Source organism: Sorangiineae bacterium MSr12523 (assembly GCA_037157775.1).
Classification (GTDB): domain Bacteria; phylum Myxococcota_A; class Polyangia; order Polyangiales; family Polyangiaceae; genus Pendulispora; species Pendulispora brunnea.
Genome location: CP089982.1, coordinates 13274123 through 13298054 on the forward strand (window position 1 = coordinate 13274123; position 23932 = coordinate 13298054).

Consider the following 23932-nt stretch of genomic DNA (forward strand, 5'->3'; position numbering starts at 1 on the left):
CTGCGATCGTGCGCACGGTAACGGCTTTAGCGATCGCGCTGCTCGCGGCGGGATGTTCCAAGGAAGATCCTGCGGAGTCGTCGTATTTCGATCGGACCATCTCGCCCATTCTGACGACGTCGTGCGTGCGCACGAACACCGGGGCCGGATGCCACGTGGCCACGTCGAAGGGGAATGCGTTCGGCAATTTGGATGTGTCGAGTTTCGACGGCGTCAATCGCCGGCGTGACCTGCTCGCCGACTACGGGCCGTACGGGCAGGCGTCGTTCCTGGTGAAGAACATCCCCGATTTCCAGGTCGAGGTGCGCTCGTTCGATGGCCAGCGCACCGTGGTGACGACGGACATCAAGCACGCGGGAGGGCCTATTTTGGATCCGACCGCGGGCGCGTACCAAACCTTGCGCCGCTGGATTCAAAATGGAGCCACGCGCAACAACACCGGGCCCGCCCCGGCCTCGGCCGTGCGTCTTCCGTGTTCCTCGTTCGTGCCGGGGGCTGCGAACTTCGACCCGGCGGCCGATCCCGCACGGGCCGATTTCGCGACCTTTCGCGATCGCGTCAACCCCACCGTGCGGCGCAATTGTGCGGCGGGCAACTGCCATGGAACCACCGCGAACGATCTTTATCTGACGTGCGGCGACAGCCCCGAGCAGGTGCGCTGGAATTACTTCGCCGCCTCGCAATACCTGGCGCAGACACCGGAACAGAGCGAGCTGGCGCGTCGCCCGCTGGCTCCATCGCAAGGTGGCTCGTTCCATGAGGGCGGCGTCATTTTTCAGAGCGCATCCAACTCGGATTACACGGCGCTCCTCGATTGGGCGCGCGAACATGGGCCGCCGGACTTTGGCACCATCGATCCAAATTTCGCTTTTTTCGCCCACCGCGTGCAGCCGGTGTTGGTGAAAAAAGGCTGCATGATGCTCTCGTGCCACTCGGCGGCGCAGTTTCACGATTATCGTCTTCGCGGTGGCTCGGGCGGGAGTTTCTCCTTCGTGGCCACACGTCGCAATTACGACTTTTCGCTGGCGCAGCTGGCGCTGGAGAGCGAAGACGTCCAGGCGAGTCGTTTGGTGCGCAAGAATCTGTACCGGCGCGACGTCATTTTTGGCTCGCCGGGCATCGCCCACCGAGGTGGCCCGCTCTTCGAGGATTTCCAATCAGCGCAGGCATCGGGCCAGGCGTGCGAGGATGGCAAATACCAATACGATACGGATCCCATCGACAAGGTTCCCGCCTATTGCATGGTGCGCGAGTGGCATCGCCGCGAGCGTGCGGCGCGGGCCCCGGCGCCGCTCGAGGGCATCGTCTACGTGCAGCGCACGCCAGCCCCCGGGCCGGATCGGCCGCAAGACTTCGACGTGTACGCGCCCGGTGCGGAGATTCACCTGGCCAAGGCCAGCCTGAATGCGGCAGGCGAGCTGGCCGTGTCCGGCGATACCGCGCTTGGTGCGGGTTGCGGCTTGACCCGGGCCACGGCGGACATTCGCCGGCCGGCGGTGTCGTGGGATGGAAAGCGCATTGCCTTTGCCGCGCGAAGCTCGGCCAATGAGCCGCTGCAGATCTACGAGATGAACGCCGACGGGAGCGCGTGCCGGAAGCATGCGGCCATCAACGGTGGTCCCTCGAGCCAGAATGGGCTTTTGATTCACAATTTCGACCCAGCCTACAGCCCGCCGGATGGCGCCGGGGCCATGCACCTCGTCTTCGCGTCCACGCGCGGTAATTTGAATGGTACTGCCTACGATTACAGCGGCCCGCAGCGCACACCGGCCAATCCCGCGAAGCCCAATGCGAATTTGTACGACTTCGCACCGGACGGGCAAATTCGCCAATTGACGTACCATTTGAACCTCGAGCGGTATCCCAGTTTCATGCAGGACGGCCGCATCGTGTTCACCGCCGAAAAGCGAGCGGCGGATTTTTATCAATTGGCGCTCCGGCGCATCAACCTCGACGGTGGCGATTACCATCCTTTGTTCGCGCAGCGCGGGAGTATTGGCTACCGCGAGGCCACGCAGGTCGTGGAGCTTGCCGACAAGAACTTTGCGGCCATCTTCAGCGACCCGGCGGCGACCCACGGCGGCGGAGCCTTGGGCGTGTTCAATCGCTCGATCGGCGTTGATTTTACCAGCCCGAACGCGGCCGATTACCCCATCGATGCCTCGGTTCTCGACCCGGCGGCGCCGGCCTCGCCCGAGCCCTCGTTCTTTTTGCGCTCGCTGGGCTTCGTCGATCCGAGCGTGAACGCACACGGAAATGTGCCCACCAGCGCCGTGTTCACATCGCCGTCGGCGCTGCCGAATGGGAAGATGCTGGTCAGCTACGGATCGGCGTCGGATGCGGCGACCTTCGGCGGTGACTACGACGTGTACGAACTCGATCCGGCGACGGGTGCCAAGCGGAAGTTGTTCGGCGATGCGGGCGTGGCCGAGGTCGACGCGGTGGCGGTGTTCGGCCGCGTTTCGCGCGGCCTCTTCGCCTCGGCGGTGGACGAGCCCAATGGGTTTACCAGCATTCTGCCAGGCAAAGCGGAAGCCGATATCCATGTGTTGGATATGCCGCTTCTGGCCTCGCTGCTATTTCAAAATACGCCGACTGGACGCAGCCTCGAAGATGGATTGAACGGCGTCGAAATTTTCGAAGAGTTGCCGCCGCCGCTGGACATGACCAGCTTCGGTGCGGGCGGGGCAAACGTCGCGAAGGATGCGTTTGGCCAGGTCTTCGTGAAGCGGCGGCTTCTCGGCTCGGTGCCGCTCGGCTCCGATGGCTCGGCGCATTTTCGGGTGCCGGGCGGTTTGCCCATCGCGTTCAAGCTGCCGGAGACGGCGGCGTCGCGTGCGCATCCGTACCCGCGCATGCAGCGCGAAAGCATGGTGTTCGCGCCGGGCGAATATGCGCATCAATCGTTCAAGCGCGGCTTCTTCGACGGCCTCTGCGGAGGTTGCCACGGCTCGGTGAGCGGTCGTCCGCTCGACGTCGTGGTGCAGCCGGACATCCTTACACAAGCGTCAGATACCGTGTCGCGCACCGCGCCGCCGGTCGATTTGAACCTGCCGCCTTCGTCGCGTGGCCGCGTCGAAGGACCGTAATTGCACTGCGAAAAAAAGGATGCGACATAGGGGCATGCGTCTGTCTCCTTTGCCTCTTCTGACCTTTTCGGCGAGCGTTTCCGGTGTGGCCCTGGCGGTGGCATGCGGTGGCGGCGAGGCGGAGACGCCGCCTCCGGTGCAACCCGTCGGTGTCACGCCTGCGCCGATCGACGCCGGTGCAGCGACTTCGGAACTCGTGTCCATCGACCCGAAGGCCATCGACGACAGCGTCAAGCCTTGCGACGACTTTTACCAGTTCGCCTGTGGGCGCTGGATGAAGGAGACGAAGATCCCGGACGACCAAGCGCGCTGGGAGCGCAGCTTCGACGTGATCTTCGAGAACAACGAGAAGCTTCTGCGCGAGATCCTCGAGCGAGATGGCCAGAGCCCGCCTGCGGACGAAGCGTATTCGAAACCGCTCGGCGACTATTACGCCGCATGCATGGACGAAAAGGGCATCGAGACCGCGGGCGACAAGCCGCTCACGTTGCAGCTCGCCAAGGCGGGCCAGGTGAAGGACGCGAACACGTTCGCCCAAGTGATCGCCGAGCTCCACGGAACGGGGCAGCGGGCGCTCTTTGCTTTTACGTCGGAGCAAGATTTCGCCGACGCCACGCAGGTCATCGGCACCGTGCAGCAGGGTGGTCTGGGCATGCCCGACCGCGATTACTATTTGAAGGACGACCCGAAGAGCAAAGGCATTCGCGATAAGTACGAGGCGCACATTGCCGAGATGTTGCGTCTTTCGGGGGAGACGCCGGAGGCGGCCAAAGCGGGCGCCAAAACGGTTTTGCGGCTGGAGAGCGAGCTGGCCAAGGCCTCGATGACCAAGGTGGACCTTCGCGATCCGCACAAGGTTTACCATCGCCTGGAGCTCGCCGGGCTGAAGAAGCTTGCTCCGGATTTCGCGTGGGATACCTATTTGAAGGCCGTCGGCTTTCCCAACGTGACCGCCATCAACGTGGCCCAGCCCGAGTTTTTCAAAGCCGTGGGCCGAGTCTCCAAGGGGTTGCGTGCGGGCGGGAAGACCCTGGCCGATTGGCGCACGTATTTGAAATGGCACATTCTGCATGACAATGCGGCGATGTTGCCGGCGCGCTTCGTCGACGAGGACTTCAAGTTTCGCAGCGCCCTCACCGGCGCGCCCAAGCTTCTTCCGCGATGGAAGCGCTGCGTGCGCGCCGTGGACGGTGCCATGGGGGAGGCGCTTGCGCAGCCCTTCGTGAAGACGCGTCTGGGCGCGAAAGGAAAGACGGAGGCGCTCGAGCTCATTGGCGGCATCGAAACGGCCATGAAGGGCAGCCTGGAGGGGCTCGCCTGGATGGACGATCCGACGCGCAAGAAGGCGCTGGAAAAGCTGATGGCGATCAACAACAAGATTGCCTATCCCGACGTGTGGCGCAATTACGATGGGCTCGAGGTCAAGCGTGATTCGTATTTCGACAATGCGTTGCGCGCGCGGGCCTTCGAGGTGAAGCGCCAGCTCTCCAAAATCGGAAAGCCGGTGGACAAGAAGGAGTGGCAGATGACGCCGCCCGAGGTAAACGCGTATTACGATCCATCGCTGAACGAAATGGTCTTTCCCGCGGGCATTCTCGCGTATCCGTTTTTTGCATCCAACGCCGTTCCGGCACTGAATTACGGCGCCATTGGCATGGTGATGGGGCACGAGCTGACCCACGGTTTCGATGACGAAGGCCGCGAGTTCGACGCCTCGGGCAATTTGAAAGAGTGGTGGTCACCGAACGTGGGCAAGGAGTTCGATCGGCGTGCGGCGTGCGTCGTTTCGCAGTTCGACGGGTACGTGGCCGTCGACGATCTGCACGTGAACGGCAAGCTGACCTTGGGTGAGAACATTGCCGATCTCGGCGGGATCAAGCTGGCGTATACGGCATTCCAAAATATGAAAAAGGGAAAGGAGGTCCCCAAAGGGACACATCCCTACACGGTAGAACAGGAGTTCTTCCTGTCCTACGCGCAGAGTTGGTGCGGCAACATCCGGCCGGAGATGCTGCGCCTCCAAGTGACCACGAACCCGCACGCGCCGTCCAAGTTCCGCGTCAATGGACCGCTGTCGAACTTCACCGAGTTCGCCCGTGCGTTCTCCTGCCAAGAGGGCAGTTCCATGGTCCGCACGGGGGACAAACGCTGCGAGATTTGGTGACTACGTTTTCCAAATGACCATGTCGTCGCGGTGAATCAGTTCGGCGAGTGCGGCGCGGGCCTCGGGAAGTTCGTCTTGGGCTTTGCCGGCGACGACGACGGCGTCTTCGGCGGCGCAGCGCACGAGGGCACGGCCGATCTCGGTGCCGTCGTGCTCGAGGATGCGCACGGCGTCGCCGGAGCGGAAGTCGCCGCGGATGCCGAGGACGCCGATGGAGAGCACGCTTTTGCCGCGCGTGCGGACGGCGGTGGCTGCACCCGGATCGAGCACGATGTCGCCGCGCGGGCGGAGGGTGAAGGCGATCCAGTGCTTTTTCGCGCTCAGGCGCGAGGCCGAGGCCATGAAGTGCGTGCCGACGTCGGCGCCGGAGAGAACGTCTTCGATGATCTGGGGGCGGCGTGCGTCGGCGATCACCACGTCCGCACCGGCCAAGGTGGCGAGGCGGGCCGCCTGCAGTTTGCTGCCCATGCCGCCCGTGCCCACGCCCGCGGTCGACTTGCGCACGTAGCGCATGGCGTCCGCGACATCCTCGACCCGCGAGATGCGCTGCCCCGCCTCGTCGAGCAATCCGTCGACGTCCGAGAGAAGCAACAAGAGATCCGCCGAGACGAGCGAGGTGACCATTGCGGCGAGCTGGTCGTTGTCGCCGAACTTGATCTCCTCCACGCTGACCGAATCGTTCTCGTTCAGGATGGGCACCGCACCCGCCTCGAGCAATGCCCCCAGCGCCGCACGCGCATTGTTTCCGCGTACGCGATCCGCGAGGTCGGCATGCGTGAGCAGCACTTGGGCTACCGCGATGTCGCGGGCGGCGAAGGCCTCCTCGTAGGAGCGCATGAGCAAACTCTGGCCTGCGGCGGCCGCGGCCTGGAGCTTGGCCATCTCTTTCGGCCGGGTGCGGAAACCCAGCTTGCGCGTGCCCAGCGCAATCGCTCCGCTCGAGACGAGCAACACGCCGCGCCCGCCCTCGCGGGCCGTGTGGACCGCCTCGACGAGGCGTGAATAAACCGAAGGATCGCCCGCGAGCGTGCTGGATCCCAGCTTGATGACGACACGTCTCGCTTGTTTGATGAAATCGCGGTCAGCCATGTTTGAGGCATTCGTCGAACGCGGCATCGAGCCTGCGCACGATCAAATCGGGGAGGCTCGCCGCGCCGATGATCAGGCCGTCGACGAATTGCGTGATGTCGTCGCGCAGGTCTTCCGGCGCAATCTTGCGGGTTGCCCCCTCGGGCACCTCGATGCGCAAGGCCGCAAAGACCGACGCATCGATGGCCCGCCGCACCCGCCGCGCTTCATCGACGTCGATGCGGATGGAGACATCATTGCGTGCATTCTGCAAATAGCGATGGAACAGGTGCCCCAGGGCGAACGTGGTGGCTGCCGAACGGAGCGGTGGCAAGAAGCCGAGCGGCATGAACCGAACGAGGAACTTCTGCGTGGCGAACTTCATCGCCTGCGCAAAGATCCCGCGCGAGCCATCCGGCCCGTCGGGCTCCGCCAGGGCCGCGCGTGCCTCCGGTGTGATGGACAATCCGTGGCGGGCGGCCACGTCCTGCACGAGCGCCCCGCGCACGCGCCGCGCAATCGAATCGGGAACCCACGGCAGCGGCACCAAGCCAATGCTCCCCCCGATGGCGGTGTACACGCCAATTCGCCCAGCCCCGAGCGGATCTTTTTCCACGAGGCGCACCGGAGCTTCCTTGTCTTTCGAGAGCGGGTCCATGCCCCTACGTTACCACTTCAGCCGCCCCGTCGTCGTAGCTCCTCTTCGAGTTCCCGCACCCGCGCCTCCGCAGCTTCGCGTGCGCGCGTCTCGGCTTCGCGTGCGCGGGCTTCGGTTTCGGCTTCGTTCAGCACGAGATTTCCGTCGGCATCGAGAAGGCGCAGAGCCACGGGCCATTTTTTGATGGGACGCACCGCCCACGTGAGACGGAGGGTCGCGCAATGCGTGGTTTCCCCCTCCACCTGGCGTTCCACGAGATCTTCCTTGATGCGATCCCATGCTCGAAGGCGCGCCCCGGGGGGATCCTCTGGGTCGAACCGTATGAGCTCACGAACCCCGAGCTCGTGGTACCGCAGAAGCTTCTCCTCCCACTCGATCCCGTCCCCCTCGTTCGGGCTGATGATCTCCACCGCCAGATCCGGCGGGCCACCCCGCTCCCAGGTCTTCCAGGAACCTACGGCCGATTGCGGTGTGTTCATGCGGACGAAGACATCCGGCGAGAGGCAACGTTTTGGCGAACGCGCGTTCCAGTAAACGAACTGATCCGAATTGACCGAATTCGATTCACCCAGAACGAACTGCAGCAGTTCGAAGAGAAACGTACGCAAGAGCAGGTGGACGTAGCCTTCGGGCACTTCTTCCTCCTCCGGAAAATGCACCGGTTCGGGGTCGCGCACGTAGCGCACGGGCGGCAGGTCACGCAGTCTCGGTACAGCCGACTGGCTCATGTACAAAAGTGTACGCGTGCCTCTACGTTGCGTCGAGCCCTATGCAAAGGCGCGGGCGAGGGGGCGGAGTTCGACGATGACGGAGCGGGATTGGTTCGCGAGCTCGAGGAGATCGCGTGTGCCTAGAGAATCGCCTAGTTCCAAGGTGAGCTCGGAGCCGGAGGCTTCTACGCGTGCGCCGCGGGCCATAACCAGGCTTGCGAAGGTGGGAACGTCGCCGGCTACGCGCACGGCATAGGTGCGCTCGCGTGCGGCGAGCTCGGAAGGAATGCCTTGGGCCACCACGCGCGAACCCAGGAGCACCACCGCGTCGTCGGCCTCGAGGCAAAGCGGCGTGTCGAGTGGGGCGCGTGCGGCGAAGAGCAACCACGGGCGCGAATGCAGCGCGCGCGCCAGAATGTGGCTCAATGCGCGATAGCCAGCCTCGGGCAATCCCAATGTGGGATCCTCGAACGCGAGAACGTGCGCCTTCGTGGCCAGGGCCGCGGCCAGCACCGTGGCTCGGCGGGCAGCAATCGGCGCGGGCCCGAGCGGCGCGTTGGCCAGCGCCGTGAGCTCCAGCGCCTGCAACGCCTCGCTCGCGTGCGCCCGCGCGTCGGAACGCGAATGCCCCACGAGGCGAGCGCTCCACTCCACGTAACGGCGCACGGTCCACTTGGGGGGAAGCGCCGGATCGAGGGGGGCGCCGGCCACATGCCGCGATGCCAGCGCGTCCGCGCAGGGCGTGCCATACAAGGACAGCTCCCCGCGGGCGGGGCTGCGCATTCCGGCTGCCGCCTCGAACAAAGCGCGCGGCGCGCCGAGAATCACCACGTGATTTCCCTGCGTGGCCAGCGATAGCCCATCCACCTGCGGCGCGCCGTCTTCGTCGAGGCGGAGATTTTTCGCTTCCAGGAGCGGCGGCTGGTTCCCTGGCATGTCGATCGCTTACCATAGCCCATCGTGAATCCGAGGGCCCCGTTTCTCTTGTTCGGCGCGTCGTCTCTCTTGTGGGCGTTGGGCGCAGGGGCGTGCGCCAGCAATGATCACATCGTCGTGGAGCCCGTGGTCGTCGGAATGACCCGTGAGCTTCCGCCCTTGTACGACGACGGCGAAGCGCGCATCTACCAAGTCGGCACGCCGGTTCGTCTGCCCATACGAAGGACGCCCGGCATCGTGGCCGGCGACCTGCAAATCGAAGTTCGATTTACGATATCGAATCTCGACGACCAAAAGCACAGCGTGGAACTCCTCGTCGATCCGTGGAACGAGTTCGTTCGCTACAAGCCGGGCATCCAGGTGGTCAACGAGGAGCAGGTCACCCCCGACTTCAGCGGCTTCGACAAGTTCTTCATCGTGGGGCCGAAATCGCGGGTGGAGGGCATCATCACCCCCGATGACACCGTCGAGTTGGCCACGGATCTCGCCACCGCGCAGGCCGTGGTTGCAGCGCCGCCGGCCAACGCCAACGTGAACGGGATCCTGAACCGCATCTTCAATCTGCAGAACCGCTCCAGCGTTTTCGATCCAGTGATCTCGCCGCTGATTCCGAAAACGATTCCCGCGATGATTGGATTCGACCTCGGATTGCGCACGTACGAGCCGGGCAATGTTTCCGTCGAGGTCATCGTCGACGTCATCGACCTTCATGGCAAAGACTACGTGGTGACATCGGGCGATACGTCGGGCACCTTCGACGCCCCGGGCGCCGAACTCGTTCCGCCCAAGCCATAGCGCCACTCGATACCATGCCGCGACGTGCACGAGCCCCCGCCCCGCTACAAGCCCCGAACCGCCGTTCCGGCCGTCCCGAAAGCCGCGCGCTATCGCCGCGCGATTGGGCGGATGCGGCACTCTGGGCCATCGGCAAGAGCGGCCTTGCGGGGGTGACCATCGACGAGGTGGCGCGCACCCTGGGCGTCACCAAGGGAAGCTTTTACTGGCACTTCGAAGATCGACTCGCCTTGCTGCGCGCTGCGCTCGAGCGGTGGGAGGAGATTTGCACGCACGCCATCATCGAGCGGCTCGAGGCCTTGGAGCGCCCGCGCGATCGGCTGCAGCAGCTGTTCATGACCGTGTTCTCGGAGAACGAGACGTACGCGCCCATCGAGCTGGCCATTCTCTCTGCCGCCGAAAACCCCGCGGTAGCCCCCGTGGTGGCGCGCGTCGCATCGCGCCGGCTCGAGTACCTCGTCGATATTTACCGCCGCAGTGGCCTCACCCCCGCCGACGCCCGCTCCGCCGCGCTCCTCGCCTATTCGGCGCACCTGGGCCTTCTCCAAATGGCCCGCATCGCCCCGGACCAATTGCCCACAGCCTCCGCGCGCGAACGCTACGTCCGCTATTTATCGATGCGGCTCCTGCCGGACTAGAGCTAATGCCGTGCAGCTAACCCGTACACGTACACGTTCCCGTTCCCCTTCCCGATCTTCTTCTCGGGCTTTCGTGTACGGGAACGGGAACGGGAACGTGTACGGGAAAGAACATTCGCTAATTGAACGGCATTGGCTCTAAGGACAGCGGCACGTCGAGACGCGTTGTTCGCTGCTCGCGAGGGTGGCCTTGGCGTCGGTGCAGCGTGCGTCGGCGTTGCCGGCGATGCGGCAAATGGCGGCCACCGCGCGGCGCATCGAGGCGAGTGCGCGGCACGAATCGGCGCATGGGTCGGATACGGCTTCCTCGGCCCGGTATTGTTGGACGGCGCTCTTCGACTCCATCGACTTCGAGGCTGGCGCGGGGGGCGGGGCGGGGGCCGGAGCGCGCTCGGCTTGCGGCTGCTGTGGCGGGGCCGCCGGTGCGCGTGGCGCGCTGGCCCCGGCCGCATCGGCCGATGGTGCGTTGGTGGCACCGAGCTGAACTTTCGCGCGCTCCAACTGCGCTTGCGCTTCCTCCAGGGTGGTGGGCTCCGGTTCGGGAGGAGCCGCCGACATCGGGGCTGGCGCCTCGCTGGATCGAGCTCCACCGCAGCCGTTGATGACAAGGAACAAGAGAAGGGGAAGCAATCGACGATGGTGCATCGGTTTTTTTCATTCTACGAAGACGGCACGGCGAAGATCCACCCCTCGCTCAGGAGCTCGCTTGGTGTGCGGAAAGGTCTTATCGTGACGGCTGTCACGCAACTGTCACAAAGCCGGCGCCAGACCGACGCCTCCCGTATGTACTCGAGGTCAACCCTATGGCCCGTGTTCTAGTCGTCGAAGACGAAGCCGATTTGCGCGACATCCTCGAGTACAACCTTGCTCAAGCGGGGCATTCCGTGGAGGTTGCAGCGACAGGCGCCGAAGGCCTGCGCTCGGTGCGTTCCACCCCGCCCGATCTGGTCTTGCTCGATTTGATGCTCCCCGACGTGTCGGGCATCGAGGTTTGCAAGACGTTGAAGAAGACCCCCGCGACGCAGGACGTGCGGGTCATCATGGTCACAGCCAAGTCCGAAGAGATCGATCGCGTGCTCGGCTTCGAGCTCGGCGTCGACGACTACGTGACCAAGCCGTTCAGCGTGCGGGAGCTTCTCTTGCGTGTGCAAGCCGTCCTCCGTCGCACCGACACGGCGACGGTGCCGCATAGCCACTTCGGCGTGCTGCGCATCGATCGCCACGCACACCGCGTGTGGGTCGGCGAAGAAGAGGTCACGCTCACCGCACTCGAGTTCAAGCTGCTGGTGGCGCTCTTCGATCGCAAGAATCGAGTTCAAACTCGGTCGGTGCTGCTCAGCGACGTGTGGGGCATCGAGGCCGAGATCATGTCGCGCACGGTGGACACGCACGTGAAGCGCCTGCGCGAGAAGTTGGGCGACGCCGGACAGTACATCGAAACCGTGCGGGGCGTGGGATACCGGTTCTCCGAGTTCCCCGAAGCGGAGCATTGAGGCTAGGGGTTCGCCTCAAGCTATTTCTCGCTTCGTTTGCCGTCATTGCCATTTCCGTGACGATTGGGGATGCGTACCTCACGCATGCCATCGATCGGTACCTCACCAACGACATCGAGCAGGACCTGTTCGTCCGCGCGAAGCTGGTCGCGTTGGAGGCGAGCAATGCCCCGATTCCCGAGGGCGACCTCGAAGCATGGGATCACCTCGCAGACCGATTCGGCAGCGTGGCCGATGGCCGCGTGACCTTGGTGGCGAGCGATGGTCGCGTTCTCGGCGATTCCGAGGTGGACGCTGCGAAGATCTCCACCCTGGAAAACCACGCCACGCGTGAAGAAGTGGCCACCGCGCTCGCCAATGGTCACGGGCGCAGCACACGCCTCAGCGCCACGGTGCGCGAGCGCATGATGTACGCCGCGGTTCCATTCTTCGCGCGCGATGGGCGCGAGGCGGGGGTCGCACGCGTGGCCAAGCCGCTGCGCATGGTGGACGAGGCCATCGGTGCGGTGCACCGCATCGTGCTTTTCGCCTTCGTCATCGCGCTGGCCCTCGCGGTGTTTCTCTCCAGCGCCGCTGCGCAGCGGATGTCCGCCGTGGTGCGAAGCCTCACCGAGACCGCGCGGCGCATGAAGTCGGGCGATCTCGACGTGCGCACGCACATCTCCGGCTCCGACGAGCTCGCGGAGCTGGGGCACGCGCTCGATCAGCTCGCGGGAAGCCTGGAAAATACGCTGGCCGAGCTGCGGACCGAGCGCGATCTGCAGCGGCGTATTCTGGAGGGCATGCACGAGGGCGTCCTCGTTCTCGACGCCGAGGCTCGTGTGGTGACCATGAACCACGCGCTGCGCGAGATGCTGCTTCTGCCGGCCGATGCCGTCGGCAAAATGCTGCTCGAGGTGGTGCGCCACGCCGAGCTGCACATGCTGCTGGAGATGGCGCGCGCCGATGGGCAGTCGTCGGGTGAGCTCGAGCTGCCGGGCATCAAGCCGCGGCGTCTTCTCGTGGGCGCAACCGCGCTTCACGACGAGGGCGACGAAGGCATGATCGCGGTCATCGTGGACGTGACGGATCTGCGCCGGCTCGAGTCGCTGCGGCGCGATTTCGTGGCCAACGTCTCGCACGAGTTGCGCACGCCGGTGGCCGCGGTCCGCTCGGCGGCGGAGACGTTGCGCGGGGCGGTATCCGATCCGAATGCGGCGGTGCGCTTCATCGACATGATCGAGCGCAACGCGCAGCGCCTTCAAAGCCTCATCGAGGATTTGCTGGAGCTATCGCGCATCGAATCCAAGGAATTTCGCATCAAGCGCGAGCGAATCGACATTACGAGCGTGTTCCACATCGTCGTAGGGCTTTTCCGCGAGCGCGCCGAGCGCAAACAGATTCGATTGGAAATGCGTATTGCCAATCCGGTTCCGGCGTTGGAAACGGATCAGCGCGCATTGGAACAAATCCTCTCGAACCTGGTGGAGAACGCGGTCAAATACTGCCCTGCGGGCTCCTCCGTCACGCTTTGCGCGGAGACGAAGGGCGAGATGGTTCGCATTGCCGTGGAGGATACGGGCCCCGGCATCAGCGAGAAGCACCTGCCGCGACTTTTCGAGCGCTTTTACCGCGTCGACGCGAGCCGCTCGCGCGAACTCGGAGGCACCGGCCTGGGCCTCTCCATCGTGAAACATCTGACCGAGGCCCTCGGCGGGAAAATCTCCGTGGAGAGCCAGATTGGCAAGGGCTCCACCTTCACGGTGCAGCTCCGGGCCTCCAATTGGGGCGCGCAGAACCACGTTGCGGTAAGATAAGCCGCATGAGCGGGGCGGTACGGCGAACTCACGGGGCGACGTGGGCGGACATCGCGGACCGGCCCGAGGAGGACCGGCTCGAGATCGTCGGTGGGGAGGTCGTGCAAAAAGCGGCACCGACCTGGGATCACGGGCTTGCTCAAACCTCGATCAGCGCCTTTCTGGTGGGACCGTATCAGTGGGGCCGGGGGGACGGCCCCGGCGGATGGTGGTTCGGATCCGAAGTGGACATCGAGCTCGAGACGCACGAGGTGTACCGCCCCGACGTTGCGGGCTGGCGCAAGGACCGCGTTCCGAAGATGCCTCCTGGAAGACCGGTCCGCGTACGCCCCGACTGGAGCGCGGAAGTTCTGTCCAAGTCGAATGCGGAGCGAGACCTCGGCGACAAGCTATTCGGTGACCACCGTGCGGGCGTTCCCCATTATTGGATCCTCGATCCGCAACATCGAACGCTCACGGTGTATCGCTACGCAACAGAAGGCTATTTCGTCGCGCTCACTGCGGGCCGCGGCAAAAAAGTACGGGCCGAACCTTTCGAAGAAGTAGAAATCGAGATCGATTTGCTCTTCGAAGGCGCCGACTAACCCTATCGCGCATTCGGCGGCGGGTGCGTGCGCACGTGGCGGACGTCTTCGCCGCGGACCATGAAGATGACTTCTTCGGCGATGTTCGTCGCGTGATCGGCGACCCGCTCGAGGTACTTGGCGACCTTGATGACGCGGATGGCCGCGGGGATCTCCGCCGGGTTCGTGGCCATGAACTCCATCATCGAGCCCAGGATGCCACCGTAAAGGTTGTCCACCGTGTCGTCGCGCTCGAGCACCTGGGCGGCGCGGGTGGCCTCGCCCTCGACGAACGCGTCGAGTGCGTCGCGGAGCATCTGCTGCGCCTGATCGGCCATCTCCTTCAGCGCGACGCGCACTTGATCCTTGGCAACGCCGTGTCCTTCTTTGGCGCGCTCGGCGATGTTCACCGCCTCGTCGCCCACGCGCTCCAAGTCGGTGACCAGCTTCAGGGCGGTCGCTAGAAAGCGCAAATCGTAGGCGACGGGCTGGCGTAGCGCGAGCACGCGCAGAACCAAGGCGTCGATCTCCATCTCGTCGCGGTCGATGTGCCGGTCGATCTCCTCGACCTCCGCGGCGAGCTTCATCGAGTTTTCCCAAAAAGCCTCGAGCGCCAGGCGCAAGCTTCGCTCGCAGCGCGCGCCCATGGCGAGCGTGTGCGCGCGAAGCTCCCGGAGCTCGGCCTCGAAATCGCGGCTGGTGTGCGAGCTATGCATCTTCGTGGGGGGTACGGAAGGTCCACTCATTTTCTTCCACCAAAATGGGCCAGGCGCGAGGCCAGAAAGTTCGTCGCCCCAATGAGAACGATGAGTACGGCCGCGGTACCGGCGCTCACATCGGCGCGGTCCGGGCTAAGTCCCGCGGAATTCACGTACCAGAGGTGAACCGCCAGCGTTTCACCCCCGCGCATCGGATTGAGCGAATACGCGTCGGCCCGTGAAATGGTGGTTCCCGCCGTCATGACCAGCGGGGCGCTTTCCGCGAACACGCGGCCGATGGACAGCACGAGCGCGCTGAGAATGCCCGGCCACGCATAGGGGATCGTGACACGGAGCGTCGTCTGAACGGGGGTGGCACCCAGCGCCAAGCTGGCATCTTCCAGCTCGCGCGGAACGGAGCGAATGCTCTCCTCCGCGACGCCCACGACCAGCGGCAAGTTGAGCAGCGCGAGCACGAATGCGCCCGCGAGCAGCGAATAGCCCGCGCGCATTTCCACGACGAACACGAGGAAGCCGAAAAGGCCGTAGACGATGCTCGGAAGTGACGCGAGCGTATCGAGCGCCATCCGCACCACCGCGACGAATCGCCCTCCGCCGGCGAAGCGCGCCAGGTACACGGCCGCGCCGATGCCGATGGGCAGCGTGATCGCGGTGCTCAGAACCGCCGCGTACAGCGTGTTGAAGATCTCCGGCCCGACGCCTCCGCCCGCCGTGGTGTCGCTCGGCAGCGCGATGAGAAACCGCGGTAGGTGATCGCGGAAAAGCGCTGCGCACGCGACCGCGATGACCACGACGCCGATGCGCAGCTTGTTGCGGTGCGCCTCGAGCGCCTTCGCAAAGAGACGCTGCGCAAGAGCCGACACGCTCCAGGCGAGGCTCCCAAAGATGGAGGCCGCCAAGACGAAACGCACCGCATCCTCCCCGCTCACGTCGAGCAGCGGCGAGGGGTACACGGTGAAGCTCGTGACCTTGTGCCCACCGCGGAGGACGAGCACCAAGAGGCCCAAAATGTAGAGGCCCGCCAGGGCCAGCGCGCCCGTGGCCAGACCGCGCTCGAGCGCCGTTTCGACGAGACGGTGGCGCCTTCGCGTCCGCTGAAGCTCCGCCAGGGTGCTCATGCCTTCGACCCCCAGCGCCCGATGACGCGCGAGATCAGCACCACACCCGCGGAGAGAACCAGGAGCACCAGCGACATCGAGAACAAAACGTTGCTCGCGGTCGTGTTGGGCGTCGCATTCTGCATATCCATGACGATTTGTGTCGAGATGGTCGTGGCCGGTGAGAACAGATTCTCCGGCACGCGGCGTGCGCCGCCGATGACCATCTGCACGGCCATGGTTTCACCCGCGGCGCGGGCGAAGCCGAAGAACACGGCGGTGAAGAGGCTGCGCCCGGCGCTCGGGATGCAAATGCGAAACGCCGTCTGCCAAGACGAAGCGCCGAGGGCCGCACTGGCCTCGCGCAAGGTGCCCGACACGCGCGAGAGGGCATCCAGCGAGAGCAAAAAGACGGTGGGCGCGATCATGATGCCCAAGAGCACCGCGCTGGAGGCGAGGCCCTCGCCGCTCACCTGCACGTCCTCGCCGTGCAGCGCCCGCGCGACCCATTCCGCCTGGGGCACCAAGTGCACCAGCGCGAGCCAGCCGTACACGACGCTGGGAACGGCCGCCGCGATTTCCATCGTGCGGCGATAAATCGAGCGCGCGCTTTTCGGGGCCAGCTCGGAGACCCACACCGCCGCGAGCAGCGCGGGGATGGCCCCCACCAGCGCAGCACCGAGCGCGCTGATGGCGGTGCCGAAGATCAGCGGGTAGCCGCCGAAGACATTCGCCTCCGGCTTCCAAATTTCGCCGCTGAGAAGGCCACCAAGGCCGACGTCCTGGATGCCGCGAACGCCGGCCCGAGCAATGAAGAGGATGACGGCGGCGGTGGCCACCACCACGAAGAGGCCGCACGCCGCAATGAAGCCGCGAATGGCAATTTCACCCCACCGCGGTCGCGCGGACGCGCGCAACCGCTCGGCGGGCACGAATGGCGGAACTTCCTCTGCGACGGCGGATTTGGGTGACACGCGTCAATCCTTTTCGCGCGAGACCTTCATTTGCGTGATGGGGATGAATCCCTTCACGTTGGGGAGCACGCTATCTTGGAAAGCGGGCGAGAGAATGTAATCGAGGAATGCCTTGGTCGAGCCCGAGGCTTCGCCTTTGGTGTACATGTGCTCGTACGACCAGATCGGATAGGCGCCGCTGGTGATGTTCGCCGACGTGGGCTCCACCACGCCGCCATCGCCCTTGAGGCCGAAGGTCTTCAACTCGTCATCCTTGAAGGACAGCGCCAGGTAGCTGATGGCGCCCTTGGTTTGCTTGAGTTTCGCCACCAGCGCGCCGGAGTTGTCCTCCGTCTGCGACTCGACGAACTTGTCGCCGCCGAGCACGATATTGCCGAATACCGTGCGCGTACCCGAGCCGGCGGCGCGGTTGATGACCACGATGGGCTGCGACTCGCCGCCCACTTCTTTCCAATTCTTCACCGCGCCGGAGAAGATTTTCGCCAGGTCCTGCAGGCTGAGCGAGGCAATCTTTTCCGAATAGGGGCCTTTGTTGGCCATGGCCGCAAATCCAACGGTGGCGACCTTGTGATCGACCAGGCCGGATTTCAAATCATCGGGTGCGAAGATATCGCTGTTGCCGATATGCACCGCGCCGGAGGCCACGTCGGCCAATCCCTTTTTCGAGCCGCCCGCGGACACTTCCACGCTGGCGCCTTTGTTCTCGGCCTCGTACTTCTCCTTCGCGGCATTGACCAGCGGCTGCAATGCGCTGGAGCCGCTCGCGCGCACGGTGCCTTCCTTTTTGTCGGTCACGGCGGCGCTGTTCGTCGACGTGGAGGCGTCGGCCACCGCGGCGGGGGCGGGCGGCTGCGATTTGTCGCACGCACCAAGCAGTGCACAAGCAAGCGGCAAGGTACCAAGAACGCCCGTACGGAGCGCCGTCACGATGGAATTCATCAGCCAAATCTCCCTGTGATGTAATCCTCGGTCTCGCGATGCCGCGGCCGAGTGAAGATGGTGGAGGTGTCGCCCACTTCGACGAGGCGACCCATGTAAAAGAAGCCGGTCTTCTGCGACACGCGCGCGGCTTGTTGCATGTTGTGCGTGACGATGACGATGGTCACGCTATGCCGGAGGTCGGAGACGAGGTCCTCGACCTTGGCCGTTGCAATGGGATCGAGTGCGCTGCACGGCTCGTCCATCAAGAGCACCTCGGGCTCCACGGCGAGCGCGCGCGCAATACAGAGTCGCTGCTGTTGGCCGCCGGAGAGTCCCATTCCGGAATCGCTGAGACGATCCTTCACCTCGTCCCAGAGCGCGGCACGGCGCAGGGCACGCTCCACGCTTTCGGCGAGGACACGGGCGTTTTGCTGCCCCGCAATACGTAGCCCATAGGCAACGTTTTCGAAAATGGACTTGGGGAATGGCGTCGAACGCTGAAAAACCATGCCGACGCGGCGCCTTACGAGCACCGGATCGACGTCGGCCGCGTAGATGGGCTCGCCGTCCAATTCGACGGTGCCTTCCACTCGGATGCCTTCGACCGTGTCGTTCATCCGATTGAGCGAACGTAAAAAGGTGCTCTTGCCGCACCCGCTCGGTCCAATCAGGGCGAGCGATTCATGCTCGAGCACGTCGATCGTCACGCCGGTGATGGCCTTTTTGGCTCCATAATGGACGGAGAGGTCGGTCGCGCGCATCTTCACGGATGCATTCGCAGGCTCCGACTTGGCCTGGGCTAAAGCGATCATGTTCGCCGCACACTTTGGGAAGCACGGGAGGGGACGGGGTGAACTTCGTGTGACGATCGTGTGACGTGGCGCACCCTCTCCCACGCTTGACCCTGCTCACTTTGAGCGTAAAACTCCTAACGAATATGGAAGAGCGCGTTAACGTCCGTTTCGACTATCGCGTCTGCTTCACCGAGGGCGTCTTCACGAGCGACAATCCGCTCCTACGCTCCATTCTTTGCGAAGTGCCCGGTCAGGCTCCGGAGGTGACCCCGCGCCGGCATCGCGCCTGGGCGGTGGTCGATCGCGGCGTGATGGAGGCGTGGCCCGGGCTCGCACGGGATATGGAATCGTACTTTGCGGCCCACGGCGATCGCTTGGAGCTGATTGCGCCGCCCATGGTGGTACCGGGCGGCGAGGCATGCAAGAACGACGAAACCACCTTCCGCGATATTTTGAGGCACATTCACGAGCTGCGCATCGATCGGCATTCGTACGTGCTCGCCATTGGAGGCGGGGCCGTGCTCGATGTGGTGGGGTACGCGGCGGCGGTGGCCCATCGCGGTGTGCGGCTGATTCGGTTTCCCACCACCGTGCTCGGGCAGGCCGATTCGGGCGTCGGCGTGAAGAATGGCATCAATGCGTTTGGCAAAAAGAATTTCCTCGGCACCTTTGCCCCGCCGCACGGCGTTCTTTGCGATGGGCATTTCCTGACAACGTTGTCGCCGCGCGACCGCGTGGCCGGTATGGCCGAGGCGGTCAAAGTGGCTCTGGTGCGCGATGCCGCGTTTTTTGCCTGGATGCGCGAGCACGGCGCCGCGCTCGGTGCGGGCGACGCGGGGGCTTTGATGGAGCTCGTGCGGCGCAGCGCGGAATTGCATTTGCGCCATATCGCGACATCGGGGGACCCTTTCGAGAAAGGGAGTGCGCGCCCGTTGGACTTCGGTCATTGGGCGGCACACAAATTGGAATCGCTGACCGCGTATCGGCTTCGCCATGGTGAGGGCGTGGCCATCGGTATGGCGCTCGATACTTTGTATTCGGTGCACGTGGGGCTCGCGCCGCAGACGCTCGCCGATACGGTGATGGCGCTGCTCGAGCAATTGGGCTTCTCTCTTTGGGACGACGCCTTGTCCATGGCGGGGCCCGACGGGCGTCTGCGCGTGTTCGAGGGCCTCGCGGAGTTTCGCGAGCACCTGGGCGGCGATCTCTGCGTGACGTTGCTGCGCGGGCCGGGCGAAGGGGTCGAAGTGCACGACATTTCCGAGGACGGCATGCTCGCGTGCCTCGATCGGCTGCGAACGCGGGCGGCGGCACACCGATGAAGCTGCCCACCGCGGGAGAGCCGCACCTCACCTATTGTACGAACATCCACGCCGGCGAGACGTGGGGCGAGATCCGCCGCAACGTGGCCGAGCACGTCCTGGCCGTAAAGGCGCGCGTCGGGAGCGAGCGGCCTTTTGGCGTGGGATTGCGACTTTCCGGTCAGGCCGCCGAGGAGCTCGCGCAGCCTCGAGAACTCGAATCATTTCGCGATTGGCTGGGCGCGCACGGCGCGTACGTCTTTACGATCAATGGGTTCCCGTACGGCCAATTCCACGGTACGCGCGTCAAGGAAGCGGTGTACCTGCCCGATTGGTTCGACGAGGAGCGCGTTCGCTACACCGAGCGCCTCGGGGGCATTCTCGCCGCGCTCCTTCCGGACGGGGTCACCGGCAGTGTCAGCACGGTGCCGGGTGCCTTTCGGCCGCGTGTGCCCTCGTCGGAGGATGCCGCGCGCATGGCGAACAACATGCTGCGCGTGGCGGCGTCGTTTCATGCGCTGCACGCGTCGACCGGCAAGGTGGTGCGCCTGGCTGCCGAGCCCGAGCCCTTTTGCCACTTCGAAACGACGGACGAAACGATTCGGTACTTCCAGGAGCACGTCTTCTCGGGCGACGCGCTCGCGCGCTTCGAGGCCATGACCGGCCTCGGGCGGGCCGACGCGGAGGCGGCCGCGCGCCGGCACGCCGGCGTCTGTTTCGATGCGTGCCACATGGCGGTGGAGTTCGAAGACCCGCGCGTGGGGCCCCAGCGATTCGCCAGCGCCGGAATTGGCATTTACAAAGTCCAATTGAGCGCCGGGCTCGATGTTCGACTCTCGGGCGAGGAGGACGACGCGAAGCAGGCGCTCGCGCGTTTCGCCGACGATACGTATTTGCACCAGGTCGTCGAACACAGCGAAACGGGTTTGATTCGCTATTTGGACCTGCCGGAGGCACTCGAAGCACCGGTGGCGGGTCCGCGCCATTTGCGCGTGCACTTCCACGTGCCCATCTTTCGCGAAACGCTCGGCCCGTTTCGCAATACGCAGACGTACCTGCGGGAGCTGCTCTTGCTCCAGCGCGATCAGCCGGTGAGCGATCACCTGGAGGTGGAGACGTACACCTGGGACGTGCTCCCGGCCGAATACCGAAACGAGCACGTGGTCGATGCCGTCGCACGCGAGATGCAATGGGTCCTGGACGTGCTGGACGTGAGCCGGTGAGCTGGCGCATTTACCTGCGTCTCGGGCGCGTGTCGAACCTGCCCACGGTTTGGAGCAACACCTTGGCCGGTGTGGCCCTGGCGCAGGCGCCGAACGCCGCATGGCCGGTGGGGAGCGTCGCGGTGCTCATGGTGGCGTTCTCGCTCCTGTACATCGGCGGCATGTTTCTCAATGACGCGTTCGACCGCCACATCGACGCGCGCGAGCGCGCCAATCGGCCCATTCCGTCGGGCCAAATCGGTGCGCGCGAGGTGTTCGCCATTGGATTCGGCCTGCTCGGTGCAGGTGTGCTCGCCGTCGCGGTGCATGCGTTCGCATACGGCGCGGGGGTCGTTCCCATCGTGTCGGCCGTGGTCCTGGCCGGGATCATCGTCCTTTACGATGCATGGCACAAAGGAAATCCCATTGGGCCCATCATCATGGGGGCATGCCGCGTTCTCGTGTACGTGACCGCCGCGCTGTCGGTGACGATGCATCGCGGAACGCCGGTATTCGCGGGGGCGGCGCTGCTCTTGTCTTATTTGATTGGGCTCACGTATTTGGCCAAGCACGAGGGCGCATACCTCGCAGGCAAAATGCCGCGGTTTACGTTGCGTCGGTTTTGGCCGCTGGCCCTGCTCTTCATCCCATGCCTCGCGCTGCTTCCCATTTCCTTTGGCAGCACGCCGGCGCTGCTTCTCGATCTCGCGTTCTTGGCGTGGATCGTCTTTACGCTGGTGGACCTACGCCGCGGGGCGCCGGGGGCCATTCCGCGCACGGTGGTGCGACTCATTGCGGGGATTTCGCTTCTCGATGCCGTCCTCGTGGGACCGTCGCTCGGGGCCGCGCTCGCCCTCGGGGCTTTTGCGCTCACCCTATGGCTTCAGCGCTTCGTGAGCGGAACGTAGCGCGTGGTGGCGAAGCACATCTCGGGCGAGCCTCGTCCATCCCCTCGGCAGCAGACCCCCGGTTCGAACCAGGGGAGCCAATTCGATGGGCAATAGGTGCAGTCCGGCGACGGGAAGGTCGATAGCGAGGAAGAAGGCGGATACTTCGTCTCCTGGCAAAAGCCATCGCGGGTGGCCGGCTTTCCTCCGCTGCCGGGTACATACCACCAGCAGCCGAATCCGTGGCACGCCCAATCGGGACTCGTTCCCGGTGGACACTTCGGTGGAAAGCCGCAGTCGTTGGTCGCTCCAATGATTGCACCGGCGTTCTCGGGCAAACGCGCGGGGGCGTCGATGCAGTCCGATGGCTTGTCGATCGAACAGCAGACGTTCTCGTTGGGGTAAGTCAGCCAGCCGGTTGCGCACGGATGAAACGGCGTGCCGATGTACCGCATGCACGCGGGGGCGTTTTGCCCATTGTCTCCGGTGCAGCAGATGGTCGCATGCTCGTAGCCCGCGGGGCAGGGCGGGGCGTTGACGTTGACCGTGCTCGGTTCCACGGCAATGGGCCCCGTGTCGCTTCCGATGGAGACGGTGGGGTCGCCGCATCCGAGCATGGCCACCGTTCCGGCCGAGGCGAGTGCCATGCGTTTCAAAGATTGCCCCCCTTCTCGGGGGGGTGGGGCGGCGGAGCCCCCCACATACCTGGGCACGACCCGCGAACGCGTTCGGCGAGCGGCGAGCGCGGATGTTTCTCGAGAAACTGCGCGCCTTCTCGCGCGGCATCGGCCCCGCGCCCGCTCGCGCACAAGGCGAACACGTGCACCGCCGCGCGCTCCTCCGCGAGCGCGCTCTTTGGAAAGCGCCGGCCGTGTTCTTCGACCAAGGCCAGGGCGAGCGGCCCGTCGCCGCGCGCCAAAGCTTCGTGCGCGCGGGCCAACACATCCACCTCGTCGACCATGGCCAGCGGATCCACGCGCTCCGCGGAAGGCGCCGGCACCGCCGGCTCGATGGCCGATGCTTTGGGCACCGGGTGCTTTCGCGCGATCACCGTAGACGGCGGCGGGGCGGGGGAGGGAACCTCGTGCACCTCCGCGGGCTCTTCGTGCATCACCGCCGCCGGTCCGGGCTTGCTCACGCCTCTCGCGATGGGCGCAACGGACGCGGGCGCCGATACGACGGATACGATCTTACACGTCGATGGATCCGAATGGGACGCGACCCAATGCGTGGCGCCCACCCCCACCGTTCCCACGATGGCGACGGACACGACGGCCTTCGTCAGAAAGCCGCCCGTTCCCGCGGTCAGCGTTTTCGACGTGGCCGAGGCGGCCCCCGCCGCGCACGCACCCAAGGCGATCTTGCGCGCCACACGCGCGCGGATCCGTGCGCGATCGTCTTCCGTGGGCTCGTGTGCGCGCGCTGCGCGGGCGAGCAGTGCGCGCGCTTTCGGCGTTAGATCGCTCACGTGCGCCTCCGATCGCTGCGCGGCGCTTGGGCCTCACCTTGTTCGAAGCGCTCCAGCGCCGCCTCGAAGGCGCGCCGCGCGGCTCGAATGCGCGATGCGACGGTGTTCGGATTGACGTCGATCGCCTCGCTGATCTCGGCGATGGTCATCTCCTCCAGCTCCGACAAAACGAAGGCTTCGCGCTTGTCGTCGTCGAGCTCGTCGAGCAACCGATCGAGTACGCGCATGGCCTGGGCCTGTTCGGCGGAGGCATCGGGAGGGATCGACTTTGGATCGTGAAAGACATCGAGATCGGTCGCCTCCTTTGCTCCTGCGTGCGACGGTTTTCTCCGCTCCGTGCGCCGGTGTTGGGAGACGATGCGCCGCACGATGCCAAACAGCCACGTCTTGATCGAACCTTTGTGCTGGTAGTCGCCGAGCTTGCGGTGGACGACGAGAAAGATCTCCTGCACCACGTCGTCCAGCGACGAAGGGCTCACGCCCAGTCGCCGTGTGCTCCGCCATACGAATGCGAAGTGCTCCGCATAGACGTCGTCGAAATGGATCGCCGCCTGCGGTTCCCGGCGTTCCGGCGGGAACGATGGGTCATCCACCAGGTGCGGCGCGGTGACGCTGAGCGGCATACGATGCTGTGTTCCTCCGACTGAGTGGCCGGCCTT

The 23932-nt window shown here is 64.9% G+C and carries 23 protein-coding genes; 10 read left to right on the forward strand and 13 right to left on the reverse strand.

Translation table 11 applies throughout. The annotated features are described in order from the left end of the window. Positions 1-8 precede the first annotated feature (8 nt). Both LZC95_52960 and LZC95_52965 read left to right on the forward strand, forming a co-directional pair. Positions 9-3089: a hypothetical protein gene (locus LZC95_52960; protein ID WXA95121.1), complete on the forward strand. Its 3081-nt coding sequence runs from the start codon at positions 9-11 to the stop codon at positions 3087-3089. A gap of 34 nt (positions 3090-3123) precedes the next feature. Further along, positions 3124-5253 (forward strand): M13 family metallopeptidase, encoded by a 2130-nt coding sequence (locus LZC95_52965; protein WXA95122.1) that lies wholly within the window; start codon positions 3124-3126, stop codon positions 5251-5253. Here LZC95_52965 and proB read toward each other — a convergent pair whose 3' ends face one another. The 4 genes from proB to LZC95_52985 are packed head-to-tail and all read right to left on the reverse strand — an operon-like array spanning position 5254 to position 8625. Beyond that, positions 5254-6342 carry a glutamate 5-kinase gene (proB, locus tag LZC95_52970; protein WXA95123.1) on the reverse strand — a complete coding sequence of 363 codons (1089 nt, stop codon included), beginning with the start codon at positions 6340-6342 and terminating at the stop codon, positions 5254-5256. Further along, positions 6335-6979: a hypothetical protein gene (locus LZC95_52975; protein WXA95124.1), complete on the reverse strand. Its 645-nt coding sequence runs from the start codon at positions 6977-6979 to the stop codon at positions 6335-6337. The genes proB and LZC95_52975 overlap by 8 nt, the downstream gene beginning before the upstream one ends. 17 nt (positions 6980-6996) lie before the next feature. Next, positions 6997-7707 (reverse strand): Uma2 family endonuclease, encoded by a 711-nt coding sequence (locus LZC95_52980; protein WXA95125.1) that lies wholly within the window; start codon positions 7705-7707, stop codon positions 6997-6999. A 39-nt stretch (positions 7708-7746) separates the two neighbouring features. Then, positions 7747-8625 carry a hypothetical protein gene (locus LZC95_52985; protein ID WXA95126.1) on the reverse strand — a complete coding sequence of 293 codons (879 nt, stop codon included), beginning with the start codon at positions 8623-8625 and terminating at the stop codon, positions 7747-7749. Positions 8626-8649: 24 nt separating this feature from the next. Here LZC95_52985 and LZC95_52990 point away from each other — a divergent pair, with 24 nt between their 5' ends. Beyond that, positions 8650-9420 (forward strand): hypothetical protein, encoded by a 771-nt coding sequence (locus tag LZC95_52990; GenBank protein ID WXA95127.1) that lies wholly within the window; start codon positions 8650-8652, stop codon positions 9418-9420. A 14-nt stretch (positions 9421-9434) separates the two neighbouring features. Beyond that, positions 9435-10058, forward strand: coding sequence for a TetR/AcrR family transcriptional regulator (locus tag LZC95_52995; GenBank protein WXA95128.1), 624 nt, complete (start codon positions 9435-9437; stop codon positions 10056-10058). Positions 10059-10196: 138 nt separating this feature from the next. On the opposite strand, the gene LZC95_53000 is transcribed toward LZC95_52995, so the two are convergent. After that, on the reverse strand, positions 10197-10703 hold the full coding sequence (locus tag LZC95_53000) for a hypothetical protein (protein WXA95129.1): 507 nt from the start codon (positions 10701-10703) through the stop codon (positions 10197-10199). Positions 10704-10861: 158 nt separating this feature from the next. On the opposite strand from LZC95_53000, the gene LZC95_53005 reads away from it, so the two are divergent. From LZC95_53005 to LZC95_53015, 3 genes are read left to right on the forward strand one after another with little or no spacing between them, the layout of a single operon-like run. Continuing rightward, on the forward strand, positions 10862-11551 hold the full coding sequence (locus LZC95_53005; protein ID WXA95130.1) for a response regulator transcription factor: 690 nt from the start codon (positions 10862-10864) through the stop codon (positions 11549-11551). Next, positions 11548-13347, forward strand: coding sequence for an ATP-binding protein (locus LZC95_53010; protein ID WXA95131.1), 1800 nt, complete (start codon positions 11548-11550; stop codon positions 13345-13347). The genes LZC95_53005 and LZC95_53010 overlap by 4 nt, the downstream gene beginning before the upstream one ends. 5 nt (positions 13348-13352) lie before the next feature. Further along, positions 13353-13931 (forward strand): Uma2 family endonuclease, encoded by a 579-nt coding sequence (locus LZC95_53015; protein ID WXA95132.1) that lies wholly within the window; start codon positions 13353-13355, stop codon positions 13929-13931. A 2-nt stretch (positions 13932-13933) separates the two neighbouring features. Here the strand turns inward: LZC95_53015 and phoU are convergent, their stop codons facing one another. Genes phoU through pstB form a run of 5 tightly spaced genes read right to left on the reverse strand, consistent with a single transcriptional unit; the run spans position 13934 to position 18382 of the window. Next, positions 13934-14656 carry a phosphate signaling complex protein PhoU gene (gene phoU / locus LZC95_53020; GenBank protein ID WXA95133.1) on the reverse strand — a complete coding sequence of 241 codons (723 nt, stop codon included), beginning with the start codon at positions 14654-14656 and terminating at the stop codon, positions 13934-13936. Next, a complete protein-coding gene (pstA, locus tag LZC95_53025; protein ID WXA95134.1) occupies positions 14653-15747 on the reverse strand; it encodes a phosphate ABC transporter permease PstA in 1095 nt (364 codons plus the stop codon). Before pstA ends, phoU begins: the two co-directional genes overlap by 4 nt. Next, positions 15744-16700, reverse strand: coding sequence for a phosphate ABC transporter permease subunit PstC (pstC, locus tag LZC95_53030; GenBank protein ID WXA95135.1), 957 nt, complete (start codon positions 16698-16700; stop codon positions 15744-15746). The genes pstA and pstC overlap by 4 nt, the downstream gene beginning before the upstream one ends. A gap of 3 nt (positions 16701-16703) precedes the next feature. Then, the gene (locus tag LZC95_53035) at positions 16704-17639 is read right to left on the reverse strand and encodes a phosphate ABC transporter substrate-binding protein (protein WXA95136.1); all 936 of its coding nucleotides are present in this window, start codon (positions 17637-17639) and stop codon (positions 16704-16706) included. Then, a complete protein-coding gene (pstB, locus tag LZC95_53040; protein WXB00290.1) occupies positions 17639-18382 on the reverse strand; it encodes a phosphate ABC transporter ATP-binding protein PstB in 744 nt (247 codons plus the stop codon). The genes LZC95_53035 and pstB overlap by 1 nt, the downstream gene beginning before the upstream one ends. Before the next feature lie 176 nt (positions 18383-18558). Between pstB and LZC95_53045 the strand changes: the two genes are divergently transcribed. The 3 genes from LZC95_53045 to LZC95_53055 are packed head-to-tail and all read left to right on the forward strand — an operon-like array spanning position 18559 to position 21826. Continuing rightward, complete coding sequence (locus LZC95_53045; protein ID WXA95137.1) at positions 18559-19737, forward strand: 3-dehydroquinate synthase; 1179 nt, start codon at positions 18559-18561, stop codon at positions 19735-19737. Next, on the forward strand, positions 19695-20939 hold the full coding sequence (gene eboE / locus LZC95_53050; protein ID WXA95138.1) for a metabolite traffic protein EboE: 1245 nt from the start codon (positions 19695-19697) through the stop codon (positions 20937-20939). Before LZC95_53045 ends, eboE begins: the two co-directional genes overlap by 43 nt. Then, positions 20936-21826 carry a UbiA family prenyltransferase gene (locus LZC95_53055; protein ID WXA95139.1) on the forward strand — a complete coding sequence of 297 codons (891 nt, stop codon included), beginning with the start codon at positions 20936-20938 and terminating at the stop codon, positions 21824-21826. The genes eboE and LZC95_53055 overlap by 4 nt, the downstream gene beginning before the upstream one ends. Here LZC95_53055 and LZC95_53060 read toward each other — a convergent pair. The 3 genes from LZC95_53060 to LZC95_53070 are packed head-to-tail and all read right to left on the reverse strand — an operon-like array spanning position 21802 to position 23896. Beyond that, positions 21802-22452 (reverse strand): hypothetical protein, encoded by a 651-nt coding sequence (locus tag LZC95_53060; GenBank protein WXA95140.1) that lies wholly within the window; start codon positions 22450-22452, stop codon positions 21802-21804. The two genes, LZC95_53055 and LZC95_53060, sit on opposite strands and share 25 nt — an antisense overlap. A gap of 5 nt (positions 22453-22457) precedes the next feature. Next, positions 22458-23273: a hypothetical protein gene (locus LZC95_53065; protein WXA95141.1), complete on the reverse strand. Its 816-nt coding sequence runs from the start codon at positions 23271-23273 to the stop codon at positions 22458-22460. Then, complete coding sequence (locus LZC95_53070; protein WXA95142.1) at positions 23270-23896, reverse strand: RNA polymerase sigma factor; 627 nt, start codon at positions 23894-23896, stop codon at positions 23270-23272. The genes LZC95_53065 and LZC95_53070 overlap by 4 nt, the downstream gene beginning before the upstream one ends. Positions 23897-23932: the final 36 nt, after the last annotated feature.

Excerpts from the sequence above, each read along its gene's own strand:
- LZC95_53060 (WXA95140.1), bottom strand. The coding sequence starts at position 22,452 with ATGGCACTCGCCTCGGCCGGAACGGTGGCCATGCTCGGATGCGGCGAC.
- proB (WXA95123.1), bottom strand. The coding sequence starts at position 6,342 with ATGGCTGACCGCGATTTCATCAAACAAGCGAGACGTGTCGTCATCAAG.
- LZC95_52975 (WXA95124.1), bottom strand. The coding sequence starts at position 6,979 with ATGGACCCGCTCTCGAAAGACAAGGAAGCTCCGGTGCGCCTCGTGGAA.
- LZC95_53045 (WXA95137.1), top strand. The coding sequence starts at position 18,559 with ATGGAAGAGCGCGTTAACGTCCGTTTCGACTATCGCGTCTGCTTCACC.
- pstA (WXA95134.1), bottom strand. The coding sequence starts at position 15,747 with ATGAGCACCCTGGCGGAGCTTCAGCGGACGCGAAGGCGCCACCGTCTC.
- LZC95_53000 (WXA95129.1), bottom strand. The coding sequence starts at position 10,703 with ATGCACCATCGTCGATTGCTTCCCCTTCTCTTGTTCCTTGTCATCAAC.
- LZC95_52980 (WXA95125.1), bottom strand. The coding sequence starts at position 7,707 with ATGAGCCAGTCGGCTGTACCGAGACTGCGTGACCTGCCGCCCGTGCGC.
- phoU (WXA95133.1), bottom strand. The coding sequence starts at position 14,656 with ATGAGTGGACCTTCCGTACCCCCCACGAAGATGCATAGCTCGCACACC.
- LZC95_53035 (WXA95136.1), bottom strand. The coding sequence starts at position 17,639 with ATGAATTCCATCGTGACGGCGCTCCGTACGGGCGTTCTTGGTACCTTG.
- LZC95_53070 (WXA95142.1), bottom strand. The coding sequence starts at position 23,896 with ATGCCGCTCAGCGTCACCGCGCCGCACCTGGTGGATGACCCATCGTTC.
- LZC95_53015 (WXA95132.1), top strand. The coding sequence starts at position 13,353 with ATGAGCGGGGCGGTACGGCGAACTCACGGGGCGACGTGGGCGGACATC.
- pstB (WXB00290.1), bottom strand. The coding sequence starts at position 18,382 with ATGCGCGCGACCGACCTCTCCGTCCATTATGGAGCCAAAAAGGCCATC.
- LZC95_52995 (WXA95128.1), top strand. The coding sequence starts at position 9,435 with ATGCCGCGACGTGCACGAGCCCCCGCCCCGCTACAAGCCCCGAACCGC.
- LZC95_52985 (WXA95126.1), bottom strand. The coding sequence starts at position 8,625 with ATGCCAGGGAACCAGCCGCCGCTCCTGGAAGCGAAAAATCTCCGCCTC.
- LZC95_52965 (WXA95122.1), top strand. The coding sequence starts at position 3,124 with ATGCGTCTGTCTCCTTTGCCTCTTCTGACCTTTTCGGCGAGCGTTTCC.
- LZC95_53005 (WXA95130.1), top strand. The coding sequence starts at position 10,862 with ATGGCCCGTGTTCTAGTCGTCGAAGACGAAGCCGATTTGCGCGACATC.